12 protein-coding genes are annotated in these 13,825 nt (G+C 59.4%); 4 read left to right on the forward strand and 8 right to left on the reverse strand.

The genetic code is table 11. The features are described from left to right. Position 1: 1 nt before the first annotated feature. The 3 genes from AC0IXS_RS02185 to AC0IXS_RS02195 form a co-directional block, all read right to left on the reverse strand. Entirely contained in the window at positions 2–1,093 is a 1,092-nt protein-coding gene (locus AC0IXS_RS02185) for an efflux RND transporter periplasmic adaptor subunit (protein ID WP_025994021.1), read from the reverse strand. Continuing rightward, positions 1,086–2,597 (reverse strand): efflux transporter outer membrane subunit, encoded by a 1,512-nt coding sequence (locus tag AC0IXS_RS02190; protein WP_471823620.1) that lies wholly within the window; start codon positions 2,595–2,597, stop codon positions 1,086–1,088. The genes AC0IXS_RS02185 and AC0IXS_RS02190 overlap by 8 nt, the downstream gene beginning before the upstream one ends. A 92-nt stretch (positions 2,598–2,689) precedes the next feature. Further along, the gene (locus AC0IXS_RS02195; RefSeq protein WP_449116894.1) at positions 2,690–3,418 is read right to left on the reverse strand and encodes a nitroreductase family protein; all 729 of its coding nucleotides are present in this window, start codon (positions 3,416–3,418) and stop codon (positions 2,690–2,692) included. A gap of 95 nt (positions 3,419–3,513) precedes the next feature. Between AC0IXS_RS02195 and AC0IXS_RS02200 the strand changes: the two genes are divergently transcribed. From AC0IXS_RS02200 to AC0IXS_RS02215, 4 genes are all read left to right on the forward strand, one after another. Continuing rightward, positions 3,514–4,152, forward strand: a complete 639-nt coding sequence (locus AC0IXS_RS02200; protein ID WP_057408117.1) for a TetR/AcrR family transcriptional regulator — start codon at positions 3,514–3,516, stop codon at positions 4,150–4,152. Between the two features lie 100 nt (positions 4,153–4,252). Continuing rightward, on the forward strand, positions 4,253–5,032 hold the full coding sequence (locus AC0IXS_RS02205) for a MipA/OmpV family protein (RefSeq protein WP_163014834.1): 780 nt from the start codon (positions 4,253–4,255) through the stop codon (positions 5,030–5,032). 48 nt (positions 5,033–5,080) lie between these two features. Beyond that, the gene (locus tag AC0IXS_RS02210) at positions 5,081–5,782 is read left to right on the forward strand and encodes a response regulator transcription factor (protein ID WP_471823623.1); all 702 of its coding nucleotides are present in this window, start codon (positions 5,081–5,083) and stop codon (positions 5,780–5,782) included. Then, positions 5,779–7,104, forward strand: coding sequence for a sensor histidine kinase (locus AC0IXS_RS02215; RefSeq protein ID WP_025994015.1), 1,326 nt, complete (start codon positions 5,779–5,781; stop codon positions 7,102–7,104). The genes AC0IXS_RS02210 and AC0IXS_RS02215 overlap by 4 nt, the downstream gene beginning before the upstream one ends. Before the next feature lie 16 nt (positions 7,105–7,120). Here AC0IXS_RS02215 and AC0IXS_RS02220 read toward each other — a convergent pair whose 3' ends face one another. The 5 genes from AC0IXS_RS02220 to AC0IXS_RS02240 form a co-directional block, all read right to left on the reverse strand. Next, complete coding sequence (locus AC0IXS_RS02220; RefSeq protein WP_471823626.1) at positions 7,121–8,809, reverse strand: sensor domain-containing diguanylate cyclase; 1,689 nt, start codon at positions 8,807–8,809, stop codon at positions 7,121–7,123. 333 nt (positions 8,810–9,142) lie between these two features. Then, positions 9,143–10,108 carry an L-arabinose ABC transporter permease AraH gene (gene araH / locus AC0IXS_RS02225; RefSeq protein ID WP_471823628.1) on the reverse strand — a complete coding sequence of 322 codons (966 nt, stop codon included), beginning with the start codon at positions 10,106–10,108 and terminating at the stop codon, positions 9,143–9,145. Positions 10,109–10,149: 41 nt separating this feature from the next. Continuing rightward, complete coding sequence (gene araG, locus AC0IXS_RS02230; RefSeq protein ID WP_029241600.1) at positions 10,150–11,673, reverse strand: L-arabinose ABC transporter ATP-binding protein AraG; 1,524 nt, start codon at positions 11,671–11,673, stop codon at positions 10,150–10,152. A gap of 53 nt (positions 11,674–11,726) precedes the next feature. Then, complete coding sequence (locus AC0IXS_RS02235) at positions 11,727–12,740, reverse strand: substrate-binding domain-containing protein (RefSeq protein ID WP_057408371.1); 1,014 nt, start codon at positions 12,738–12,740, stop codon at positions 11,727–11,729. A gap of 186 nt (positions 12,741–12,926) precedes the next feature. Further along, positions 12,927–13,799 (reverse strand): SMP-30/gluconolactonase/LRE family protein, encoded by an 873-nt coding sequence (locus tag AC0IXS_RS02240; protein ID WP_471823631.1) that lies wholly within the window; start codon positions 13,797–13,799, stop codon positions 12,927–12,929. Positions 13,800–13,825: the final 26 nt, after the last annotated feature.

Below are 13,825 nucleotides of genomic sequence, written 5' to 3' on the forward strand. Positions count from 1 at the left end.
TTCACTCCCCCGCTTGCGCAGGTGTTGCGGCAACGTTGACCAGGTCGCCATCGTTCAGAAAACCGGCGCCCTGCACCGCGACCCGGTCTCCTGCGGCGATGCCGGACAGAATCTCGACATGGCTGTCCTGCCGCCGCCCCACCGTCACCGCCTGCAGGCTGATGCGGTTATCGCCGAGCAGTATCGGCACGTAGCTGCGGCCATCGCGAATCACCGCGCTGGCCGCCGGGACGATCACCGCAGGACGTTCGGCCAGACTCACCTTGCCGATGGCGTACATGCCGGCACGCGCTGTGCTGCCGGGATCGATGTCGGCATAGGCCAGGCCAAGCCGGGTCTGGCTGTCCAGGCTGGGGGCCAACTCGCGGATGCTGGCGGACGCGGACGTACCGTCAGGCAATTGGAGGTCGATGCGCTGACCCGACTGCACCTGAGCCATTTGTCCCGCATTCAGCTCGCCGCGCCACTCCAGACGGCCTTGGCGAATCAGACGAAATAACTCCTGTCCATTACCGTAAACAGCGCCTGTTGTGGCGCTGCGTGCGCTGATCACGCCGTCGTCGGGAGCAATGACTCTGGCATAGCGCAATTGCAACTGCGTGCTGGTCAATTGAGCTCGAGTGACATCGGCCTGGGTTTCATACTGAAGCACGTCCTGATCGCTCATGCCGCCCGTGCCTTTCAACAGCAACGCACGCTTGCGGTTGGCATCGGCCTGTAGCCAGTTGGCCTTGAGTCGCTCTTCATCGGCGCTCAACAAGTCGGCATCGAAGGTGGCGAGCAACTGCCCACGCTTCACACGATCCCCCACGTTGGCGCGCAAGTCCGTCAGCCTGAGATTGGCAACCTGAGCGCCGATCACGGCCTCTTCCCAGGGTGCAACCGAGCCACTGGCTTCGATGATCGTGGGCCAACGAGTGTCGACTGCTGCGGCGACGGTCACGGTCAGCGCCGGAGCAGGCTGGTGGGTTGACGGGGTCGCTTCGGTCGGCCGCATATACAGCACACCGCCGGTGATCAGCATCGCGCACGGCACGATCAGGCTCAGTAACCGGCGGCCGAAAAGTGAGGCCAGGATCGATAACTTATTCATGAGAGGTGGTGTCCGGGGTCAAGGTAATAGCAGCGCCCGTGGCTTTGACGAGCGCGATCCAGGCTTGTCCCTGATCGCGCCGGGCGGAGATTTCTGCGTCCTGTGCCGAGGCGAACTGTCGGCGGCTGTCTTCCAGCTCGAACAGGCTGATCGCTCCGGCTTTCCATTGGTCGTTACTGACAGTGAACGTGGTATGGGCGGCATCGACACCCTCCCGGGTCGAGGTCACCCGCGCTGCTGCCGAGGCCTGCTCGGCCAGCGCGTTCTCCACGTCCTCGGTCGTGGTGCGAACCGTGGCCTGCAAATTGGCAGTGGCACGCGTGTAGCGAGCCTGGGCACTCCTGACATTTGCCGCCCCCGCCCCGCCATCGAAGAGCGGACCGGTCAGGCTCGGGCCAATGGACCAGGTGTTGAAATCGAGGCTTGAGCCTGCAGCGCGAATCCACTGTCCGCTGAGGGCCGCCGCCAGATCGATACGCGGCAATCGGTCAGCGCGGGCCACTGCGATATCGGCCCAGGCTGCTGCTGCTTCTCTTTCGGCTGAAACAACGTCGGGGTGTGATGCCAGAACCGTGGCAGGCAGCTCGGGCAGCGCACGAGGTGCACGCGGCATGAACACTTGATCTACGCCGGGTCCCGCCTGCGTGATACCGACATGCCGACGAACAACGTCTGAACTCTGGCCAGTCAACGCCACCAGCGCATTGACCTGACGGGCACATTGATCGACCTGGGTCGCCAGGCTGGTGCGCGAACTTGCCAGGCCTGTGAGGATTCGTGCCTCATCAACCGAGCTGGCAAGCCCGGTGTTCAGACGCAGTCGGGTCAGCGACAGTGTTTTCTCCCGCGAGGCGATATCGTCAAGCCATACGCGCCGTGAGTTCTCGCAGGCACGCAGCGACAGCACATCGTTCGCGACATCGGCAGCCAGTGCGAGACGCGTTGAAGCGGCATCTGCTGTTCGGGCGTCCAGGTGATCCCGGGCCGCGTCCACCGAATGACTGATCCGACCGAACAAGTCAAGTTCCCAGCTGAACGCAGGCCCTGCCGAGGCCGAGTTACTCAGCATCGTCACGCCTGACTGAATCGGCGAGGTGTTGCGACTCTTTGCCCGGGTAACGTTGGCGTCCAGATCAACGGCAGGCATCGTGGCAGCCGCTTTGACGCCCAGGTCAGCTCTGGCTTCTTCAACCCGGCTCAACGCCTGGATCAGGGTCGGATTGTCGGCAAACGCCGCCTTTGTCAGAGCGTCGATGGCATCATCGTGAAGAAGATGCCACCAAGAGGTATCCCCTCCGACAGTCTGTCTTTCAGACAGCTCACGCTGTGCGCTCCAGGCGGTTGGCGCCGCCAGCGGGGGTATCACATAGGCTGGCTGCAAGGCACAGCCGCCTGACACCAGCATCGCAATGCCCAGTGCGTGTATCGACAGTCGCCAGTACCACGGACCAGCGAGCGAGCGCCTTCCGCGCAGGCTCGCGTCACATAAAATTCTGGAATTCATTTGGGTAACCGAACGTAAAGGCACATCAAGCCGTCAGTGGCACGCGCAATGCTCGCCACACCGATCCGGCAACGGTCGGAACGGGTGCGCGATCAATGTGAGATGACGAGTTCCGATATCGGGTTGCGCCACCGCGTCTCGATCCTGGCGTCGTCCGACCGATAGCCGAGTGCGACGACCAGCGGAATCACGGAGCCACGTGGAATGTTCAGCAGCCTGGCAACCTGTGAGGCGGAAAAGCCTTCCATGGGGCAGGTGTCGATGCCTTTTGCGGCGGCACCGAGCATCAGGGTCTGTGCCGCGAAGATGGCATTGCGTGCCGCCCATTGACGACCACCCAGATGGCCTATGGGAATCAGGGAAAGCGTCGGACGCAGGAGCGCTGCAAAGGCGACAAAGGGCGACCACAGCGCGCAAGAGCCGATTCCGAGAACCTTCTGGAACATGCCGATTTGCTTGCGGTAATAAGCTTTGGAGTTTTCCTCCAGTCCTGTTGAGCCTTCGACATGCTCAAGCTGTGCATTGGCGGTACGCAGGCCCAGTGCGGGGCTTGCGACCACCACGATGAATTCGGCTGCCGTTGCAGCGGCTTTCTGTCCGTTACAGGCCTCCGCCATGTTGGCCTTCAACACAGGGTCGCGAATCCAGTGCAACTGGTAAGGCTGCATGTTACCGCTGGAAGGTGCAAAAGCCGCTTCCGACAGCAGAGCCTGCACGTCACTTTCGGCAACAGGGGTGGCGTTGAATTTCCGGATGGCTCGACGAAAGCGATTCGCGGCCTGAAAGGCTTCCCACGCAAGTACGGGATCAGGTGTGTTCATGATTCGATTCTCAGTACGTGAAGAACGTTGTGTTTTCACGACTCAAATCGTAAGTTAATACTTAGTTTTTAAAAACTCATGTTCCGGAGCGCCCCATGAGCAAAAGCCGAACATCCGTCAAACCCAGAAAAACACCGGCTCAGGCGCGCTCTCGTGCGACCGTTGACGCGATAATTCAAGCAACGACTTACATTTTGACCAAAGTCGGCTGGGATGGCCTCACCACTAATGCGATTGCCGAACGTGCGGGTGTCAACATCGGCTCGCTGTATCAGTTCTTTCCGAACAAGGAGGCGATTATTGCCGAGTTGCAACGACGACACGTTGCCGCCACGCGCACCGATCTGGTGAACGTATTGCAAGACCTGCCAGAGTCGCCCACGCTTCGAGGTGCCCTGACCATGATCGTCGAGATGCTCGTCGCCGAGCATCGCGTTGCACCTGCCGTGCACAAGGCCATTCATGAGGAATTGCCACTGACGGTGCGACGATTGGATACCGACAGAGATACGCTGCAATGGCGCTTTGCAGAAGTCCTGACGCCGCTCATGAAGAATGTGCCCGACCCGGACCTGTCAATCTATCTGATGGGCGTTGCAGCACACGCAATCATCCACACCGTCACCGCCGACCGGCCTGCACTCCTCGCACGACCCGACTTCGTTCCAGAAGTGGTGACTCTGATTGAAAACTATCTGCACAGGCCCGCCCCTGGACCAGGCGCCGATGGCTGAAGATCGGGCCAGGTCACGTTGCGCCGCCGCGACACGGAAACGACAGTGTCACCTCCACACTCATCTGCAACTGAAGCTCACCCCTCGAGAACTGATTGTGATGAAAAGACTGTCCGTATCCGCCATCGCCGCCCTCACCTTTCCCATGTTGCCTTTCGAGGCTGCGTTCGCCGAGCAGTCGAGCCTGAGCCTTGGCCTTGGCGCAGCCATCAACGAAAGCCCTTATGCCGGAGCGGGTACGCAGGTCAATCCGCTGCCGCTGATCAAGTACGACAGCGACAGCTTTTTTCTGCACGGCATAACCGGCGGCTATCATCTGGTGGATACCGGCGTATTTTCCCTGGATGCCATCGTGTCTCTGAACATGGACGGCATTGATCGCGATGACTTCGGTCGCCGTGAGTTGGCCAGAAATGGCATCGACCGCGATCTGCTGGAGGACCGCGACAATGGCTTCGACGCCGGTCTTGCAGCCAGTCTGCGGGGCAGCGGCGGGCAACTCGAGCTGGTCGCGAAATCAGACATCAGCGGTACCAGCGATGGCTACTCGATGAACCTTGAATACGCGTATCCGATCCGTTGGGGCGAAACGCGCTTCAAGCCTCATATCGGCGCCACGCACATGTCCGCCAATCTGGTCGATTACTACTTCGGCACCCTGAACAAGGAAGAGCAGCGCGGCATAACACGCTACCGGCCGGGAAGCGCCAACGTTTCCTACATTGGCCTGGGCTTCTCTCAACCCATCGGCAAACAGTGGGAAGTGTCCGGCAATATCCGCTACACCAGCCTCCCTGACGAACTTTCCGACAGCCCGCTGGTGGAGGATGGAACCAACAGCTCGACATCAATGTTTATCGGTATTTCACGCAAGTTCTGATGCCTGTCAGACTGAATCATCAACGATACAGCAGAGTTCCAGCCCCTCATGATCGAGCGTTCACTGAGCGTGTTAATCGTCGAAGACAATCTGGCCCTGGCGGCCAACATGTTCGACTACCTGGAGGCCTGCGGTCACACGCCCGATGCAGCGCCCGACGGCAAGGCCGCCACACGCCTGCTGCTGGAGAACACCTACGACGTGATCGTGCTGGACTGGATGATGCCGCGCATGGACGGCATCGCACTGCTGCACCACCTTCGTCATGAGATGGGTAGCCCGACTCCGGTGATGCTGCTGACGGCCAAAGATCAGTTGGAAGACAAACTGGAAGGCTTCGAATCCGGGGCGGACGATTACATCGTCAAGCCTCTTGCACTGCCTGAACTTGAAATCCGTCTCCGGGTGCTGGCGGCGCGCAGTCAGCCACGTTCCAATGTGCGACAGACGCTGGAGGTTGGCGATCTGAGGTTCGATCTGGGCACGCAGACCATTACGCGAGCGGGAAAGCAGTTGTCCTTCTCGCCCATAAGGCGAACCCTCCTGGAGGTGCTGATGCGCAACTCGCCCGACGTTGTCACGCGGCCCCAGCTTGAGGCGCTGGTGTGGGGAGATCGAGTGCCGGACGGCGATCTGCTGCGCTCGCACATGCATTTGCTCAGAAGGACCATCGACAGCGATTGCGCGGCCGGGAACCGGCTGTTGCACACGGTATCGGGTATCGGCTTTCGTCTGTGCGTGCTGTCATGACCGACTTCTTCGGCAGCCGCGGCAGCCTGCACCAGTTGATCAGTCTGATTCTGGTCGGTTTCGGTCTGCTGATGACGGCCGGTCTGGCGACTCAAGCCTCCATGAGTCAGGACCTCATCGACCATCCAGTCTGGAAAGAGTTGCTGGAAACCGCGACGCAAAGCGCGCTGAAGTCACCTTCGCAGCCCGCTGCACAGGACATGGGCAGAATCAGGGTCTGGACACTTACGAGCGACAGAAATGCACCTGACATGCCTGCAGAATTCACAGCGCTTGGGCCGGGTTTTTACAGCGAAGGCGATCTGGACAACGGCCTCTGGTTTCCCGGTGATTCGGATTATGCCGTACTGGTCACAGCGCTCGAATCCGGACGCATGATCGCCGCCATCGACATCAGCGATCTGGAGCACCAGCAGAACAGGATTGCGCTGATCGGGGCCCTGTACCTGCTATTGAATCTGGTGCTGATCATTTGTGCGATTGCCTGGCTGTACGTGCGCATGCGTCGCCCGGTTCAGGAACTGGCCCATCGCATGAAACAACTTGATCCGGAACGACCTGCGCAGCGCCTGCCGGTGCACTACGTTCAGCAAGAACTTCAGGAGATCGCCAGCGGCATCAATGCGCATCTGGAGCGGGTCGAGCAATTCATGGCGCGCGAGCGCAGCCTGCTGGATCAGGCCAGCCATGAATTCCGCACGCCGATTGCCGTGATCAGCGGCGCGCTGGATGTGCTGGACCGGCAAACGCTGCCAGCCACTGCCACGCCGCCTTTGCAACGCATGCGCGCCACGGTGGAAAACCTCACGGAGATCATGGTCGCCCTGCTCTTTCTTTCCCGCGAGCCGAAGGTGGCCAAAGCGGACGACCCCATCGAACTGGACCGCCTGTTGCCCGCGCTGATCAAGGATCATGAACACCTGCTGGACGGTAAACCGGTCCGGTTCTCCATCCACATCCATGAAACCCTGACCGTGTCCGCCCCGGAAGCCATGCTGCGCATCGCTATTGGCAACCTGCTGCGCAATGCCGCCGAGAACACCTACGACGGCACCATTGCAGTAAGGCTCAAGGACGGCATTGTCAGCGTGACCGATTCAGGCGAGGGCTTCGACACGGCCGAAGCGTCCCGGCGCTACCTGACCATGGTCAGACAGTCGACCAAAGCGGGGACAGGAAAAGGATTGGGGTTATTCCTGGTGCGACGTATCTGTGATCGTTTTCACTGGCGCCTGACCCTGGAATCGATGCCGACGCTGGGTACCTGCGCCCGCCTGGACTTCAGCCCATTGCCTGAAACCGGCGAAACAACGCACGCTTGATGGTTGCAATCCGGACTCATGCCAAGGCGTCGGTGCCGGACGTATCAAAGGTGGTCGCGAAGCGCACCTGATTACGACCGAGATGTTTGGCTTCGTAGAGTGCATTATCGGCGGACTTGAGCATGGCCTGCGGCGTCATGCCGGCTGCGTTGTCTACCGTCATGGCGCCGATGCTGACAGTAACCGCTCCCGTCGTGTTTCCCGCGTGCTCGATGTGAAGCGACTCCAGCTGTGTGCGAATTTCCTGGGCGATGCGCATGGCACCCTCGCGGTCAGTGTTGGGCAGCAGAGCGGTGAACTCTTCCCCGCCATAACGAACCGCCAGATCCTGCGGTCGCCGGACCGCCGCCTGCAGGGCACCCGCAACCGCCTTGATGCAGGCATCACCCGCAGGATGCCCATAAAGATCGTTGTAGGATTTGAAGTGATCGATATCCAGCATGAGCAGGCTGATTCGGGTTCTGGCCTTCTCTGCGCGCTCAAGCTCAAGTGGCAGCAGCTCATCCAGGCTTCTTCGGTTGAGCAGTCCGGTCAGACTGTCTTCAGCCGCCATTTTTTGCAGGATGACCTGAGTACTTTCCAGCTGCGTTTGCAGGGCGTGGCCGATCCTGATCTGCCGCATGAGAATGTACGCAAATACCATAAGTCCGATGATAACGAGCCCGACAAACAGCGACGATGTGTAGAGCTGATGGTACCAAGGGGCCAGAATCCCGCCCTTCGACATACCGGCCTGAAGCACGAGCGGATAATCATCGAGACTGACGTAGCCGTTGATCCTTTCAATGTTATCGATCACCGATCTGACGTGCGCGACGCCTGATTTGGCATACGGCAGGTGGTCCTTGAATACATTGCCCTTGGCGACGCTGCTTCCGATCACGCTCTCGAAAAAAGGCCTGCGGGTAAGCACCGTGCCGTCGTTGAGGGATATCAGGAAAATGCCGTTGTCGTCCAGATGAAAGCCCGCGTAATACTGGTTGAAGTACTCAATGGACATCGTGACCAGAAATACGCCGGCAAAACTGCCGTCGGGGTTATTGATTCGTCTGGAAAGAGGCACGACATAATCACCGGTCGAGCGACTCTTGACGACCTTACTGACATGCATCTCCCGGTCGCCAGGATGGGCCCTGTGGTAGGTGAAATAATCCCGGTCCGCGTTGTTGGCTGACGCAGGAATCGAATCCTTGTCGGTAAGCAGCCAGTTTCCATCCTTGTCGTACACGAAGAAGCCATGAATCTGCGGCATCAGGTCCGAGCGCTTCTTGAAGACAGTGCGCAGCCGCTCCTTGTCCATGGAATCGATCCCATACCACTCGATCCGCTCGAGCACACCGGCTGAAACCGCATCGATTTCCCTGACCGCGTCTTCAGCATGCTGTGCGGCGGCTCGCGCCAGGTTGGCGACATTGCCCTCACCTTCACGAATGTGCTGGTCGTAGCTTTGCCAAGTCACCCAGACGAATACGGAGAGAATCGAAACGATCACACTTACAACGAAACACACAACCAGTGTTTTGACTGTTGAATGACGTTGCGCGGAAACATCAGGCATCGACATAACGCATCCAGCGATGTAGCCAGCACTGTTGAGGCAACAGATAGCTTCCCTGCGATAGACATCCGAAACAGTGAGACGACTGCCCGCTGGACATCCAAAACAACGCATCTGCCATGAACTGCCGTGACGGGAGAGCAGCATGTGGCATGGATCTTAGTTGTCGCTCGGGAATATAGCGAGACGTCGATAGGGAATATTCAACGGGAGGCAGGAGATGGGCTTTACCGGATCAAGGCCCGCCTGATCCTCTCATTGTTATACACAATTCAGCCTCGACACTGATCGTGCCCATCGCTCCGCGTCACAAATGGTACAGACTGTGGATTCAGTGAGCCAAGCGCATGACGTGGATAACGCTGGAGCCAGGGCGCGCATCTGCGCCACATTCAAGAGCGGACGCGGAGCGTCCTGAGAGGCATTCCCACGCAGAGCGTGGGAATGATCATAAGCAGGCGGGCTGTCGACGTGTGACAGTCAGCGACGTTTCATGCGGTCGATGATCACCGCCAGCAGCAGGATGGTGCCGCGAATCACGTACTGGTAGAAGGTGTCGATGTTCTTCAGGTTCATCGCGTTTTCGATGATCGCCAGAATCAGCACACCCGCAATCACGTGACGGATCATGCCGATGCCGCCGCTGAGCGAGACACCGCCCAGTACGCAGGCCGAGATGACCGTCAGTTCGAAGCCCTGCCCGACCATAGGCTGGCCCGAGGTCATACGCGAGGCCAGTACGACGCCCGCCAGCGCGCCAATCAGGCCGTGTACGGCGAAGATGATGATCTTGGTGCGGTCAACGTGCACACCCGCCAGCAGCGCCGCTTCCTGATTGCCACCGATGGCCATGGTGTTGCGCCCGTAGGTGGTGTAGTTGAGCAGCCAGCCGAAGAAGATGAAGCAGACGATGGTGATCAGGATCGGCACCGGCACGCCGTACAGCTGGCCGTTACCGAACACGAAGAAATCTTCGTTGGATACACCGACCGCCTTGCCGTTGGAGAAGATGTACGCCAGACCGCGCACGATCTGCATGGTCGCCAGCGTGGCAATCAGGGCGTTGATCCTGAGCTTGGCGATCACGATGCCGTTGATCAGCCCTACCACGAGGCCCATCGCCAGAGCAGCCGACACGCCCAGAAACACGCTGTCGGTGTCGCGGATCACGATCCCGGCGATGACGCCGGAGCAGGCCAGCACTGAGCCGATCGACAGGTCGAAGTGACCGGACGCCAGGCAATAGAGCATGGTGCAGGCGGCGATGCCCACGGTGGAAATCGCCAGGCCCAGGCCGCGCATGTTCAAGGGTGATATGAAGTTGTCGATGAACACTGCGCAGAGCAGGAAGATGCCCACGGCGGCCAGCAGCATGACCCACTCATCGGCAAAACGGCGCAGGTTCAAGCCCTGACGGGGAGCCCGCAGGCTGGATTCGGTAGACATACGCACCTCTTTTTTATTGTTCATGGTCAGGGACCAGTTGTTCAGCCGCGCGTGCGTGGCAGAGCCAGTTGCAGGAGTCGCGACTCTTCAGCCTCGTCGCGGTTCAGTTCACCGGTAATGGCACCTTCGCTCATCACCAGAATTCGGTCGGAAATACCCATCACTTCCATCAGGTCACTGGACACCACGATCACGGCAATGCCATCGGCCGCGAGGTTGTGAATGATCTGGTAAATCTCGGACTTGGCACCGATGTCGATGCCGCGGGTCGGTTCGTCCAGCAGCAGCACCTTCATCGGCATCGACAGCCAGCGGCCCAGAATGGCTTTCTGCTGGTTGCCGCCGGAGAGGTACATGATTTGCTGTTCGGGCGAAGGCGTCTTGACGTTCATGGCCTGAATCTGGCCTTTCGCGTTGTCACGCTCCCAACGGCCCTGGATCAGGCAGCCCAGGCTGACGTGCCGTGGACGGGCACCGATGTTGATGTTTTCAGCGACGCTGGACAGCGGCACGATGCCTTCTTTCTTGCGGTCTTCCGGGCAGAGCAGAATGCCTGCAGCGATGGCATCACGCGGCGACTTGAGGGTCAGAGGCTTGCCGTCCAGCTGCAGCGAACCGGCAGTGCTGCGGGTCAACCCGGACAGCAGGCGAAACAGTTCGGTACGACCGGCACCGACCAGACCAAAGAAACCCAGTACTTCGCCCTTCTCGACCGCAAAGCTGACCGGCTCCTGAAGACCCGGCCCCATGAGACCGGTGACCCGCAGGCTCGGCCCCTGATGCTGACGTGGACGATAATTGTAGATGTCCTGAATATCGCGCCCGACCATGCAGGTCACCAGACGATCGTGGTCCAGGTCAGCCATTTGTTCGAAGGTACGCACGAAGCGTCCGTCCTTGAAAACCGTCACAGCATCGCAGACGCGGAAGATTTCCTCCATGCGGTGCGACACATAAAGAATCACTCGCCCCTCGTCACGCAAGCGGACGATGATTGCCATCAAACGGTCGATTTCGCGTGCCGACAGGCTGCTGGTCGGTTCGTCGAAGGCGATCACATGAGCGTTGCGCGACATGGCCTTGGCGATTTCCACCAACTGCCGCTGACCGAGTGACAAATCACCAAGGCGCGTGCCCGGGTCGATCTCGTCAGCCAGTCCTTTGAGCAATTCTGCAGCCCGGCGCCGCATGGCACCGCGATTGATCAGGCCGAAGCGGCTGGGCATATGGCCCAACAGCAGGTTTTCGGCAACCGTCATTTCCGGCACCAGATGCAGTTCCTGGTGAATCACTGCCACGCCCGCCGCGATGCTGTCGGCCGTGGATTTGAATTGGTGAGTCTGGTCGCCGATCTGCAGGGTGCCGCTGTTCGGCTGGTAAGAGCCGCCCAGAATCTTGAGCAGCGTGGACTTGCCCGCGCCATTTTCGCCCATCAGCGCGTGAACGCTGCCGGGGCGCGCTTCGAAGCTGATGTCCGACAGCGCTTTCACGCCGGGGAACACCTTGCCGATGCCGTTGAAGCGCAGGGCACCTGTTGTGGTATTCGTTTTGATAGCCTGTTGCATGACACCCACCTCCTCGCGCAATTGAGGGGCCTGTTTCAGGCCCCCCGTTCAGCTCACTTCCACAAACCGATCTTGGTCAGTTCTTCCTGGAAGTTGGCGCGGGTGATCAGTGTCACGTCGTCCATGGCGGTGTACTTGGGCGGCTCTTTGCCGTTTTTGATCCACTCATACATGTACTTGGCGGTGTTGTAGCCTTCCTTGTCAGGGCTGGGCAGCATCGAACCGAAGAAGCCGCTTTTCTTTTTCTTCAGCTCGTCAATGGCGTCAGTACCGTTGATGCCGATGCCAATTACGTTGTCCGCGCTGAAGCCGTTGCTGGCCGTGGCACGTACGCCACCCAGTACGGTGTTGTCGTTCATGCCGCCGATGATCAGATTCTTGGCATCACCCGGCAGTTTGGGCAGCGCGGAGTTGGTGGCGTCCATGCTGCCAGGCACATCGAGGGTTTTCTGTGCAGTGAAGAGAATATTCTTTTCAGGCAGTCCGGCTTTTTTCAGTGCATCGACAGAACCGTCGGTGCGCTTCTTGCCCGTATCCAGCTCGTTGTACGTGTTGATGATCGCGTAAGTGCCCTTCCACTCGTTGTCATCCCACTTGCGATTCTTGGCTTCGGTGGCCATGGCGGCACCTTGCTTCTGACCAACTTCGAAAGCAGCCATGCCCAGGTACGGCACGTCTTCCATGAATTTGCCATTGGCATCGACGAAGCGGTCATCGACGGCCATGACTTTCAGGCCCAGCGCCTTGGCCTTGGCTACGATGGCAGGGCCGAGGGAAACGTCAGGTGGGCAGATCACGAAGCCCTTGGCACCGTTGGCGGCAAGGTTGTCGATCGCGGCAAGGGTTTTCTCACCGTCGGGCACGGCAATCTTGAGCACGGTGAAACCGTGTTCCTTGCCTGCTTTTTCGGCAAAGGCCCATTCGGTCTGGAACCAGGGTTCTTCGGCCTGCTTGACGAGGAAACCGATCTTGACTTCGTCGGCAGCAGAGGTGATGCCACTCATGCCCATGATGGCGGTGGTGACAGCGGCACAGCACAGGGAACGAATCCCGTGACGACTCAACATAGCTAACTCCTTATTTTTATTGAATAGCTACAGCGTTCAGCAAGGTGGCGATTCCCGGATGCGCAGACATCTGAAAACCGGTTCAATAGTCATACCATATTATGATTGACCGCAATGTAACCGAATGTCACTCCATCACTGCCAGACTCGGAAGCGATACGTGACGTAACCGTTCAACGACCTTCATCAACCGGCAAACCGGGTGCATTCGAGCCCCCGAATGCCTACGTCAGCCATCAGCACCGCACCATCACATTCACCCTTTGCATCCGCAGGCGCAGCGCTGGTGACGTAGAGGGTTTTGAGTTCAGGCCCACCAAACACACAACTGGTGGGATGGCTGACCGGCAGGTCAATCACTCGATCGACGCTGCCGTCCGGTGCGAATCGAATCAGACAGCTGCCGCCCCAACGGGCATTCCAAACGTAGCCTTCGGCGTCCATCGCCGAACCATCGGGCGAGCCGCGCGAGTGCTCGGCCGCCCAGACCTTGCGCGGTCCAAGGCTGCCGTCCGGCAGAATCGGGTATTGATAGATGACTTCATCCAGCGTGTCGGCGCTGTACAGCACGTCAGCCGAGGCGTTCCACAGCAGGGTGTTGACGATGCCCTGCCGGTCCAGCAAACGCGTGACGCTCGCATCGGGATCTATTCGGAACAGCCCGCCCGAGCGGCGTACCAACGGCACGTCCCCGCCTTCAGCGTCGATGTTGTTCTGCATGCTGCCCAGCCAGAGGCGGCCTTGCGCATCGCAGCGCGATTCGTTGGCACGGTTGCCGGAAACCGGATCGGCGACGCAGAACAGCGAGAGTGATGTTTTGGTCGAATTCAGGTCCAGTCGGTAGATGCCGCTGGCCAGTGTCACCAGTGCATCGCCCCTTTGGGTGGGGATAAAGGCGGAAACCGGCTCGGGCATGCGCCATTGGCGGTACTCGCCGTCAAGGAGTCTGCAGGCGAGAAAGCCCGAGATGTCGACCCAGTACAGGGCCTGCTGTTCGACGTCCCAGAAGGAGCCTTCGCCCAGCGTGAATCGGTGCTCGGAGACGGGCAGCCAGTTCATGAAAATGTCCTTTGTTATTGTTGTAA

It is taken from the genome of Pseudomonas sp. AC016 (assembly GCF_979253365.1).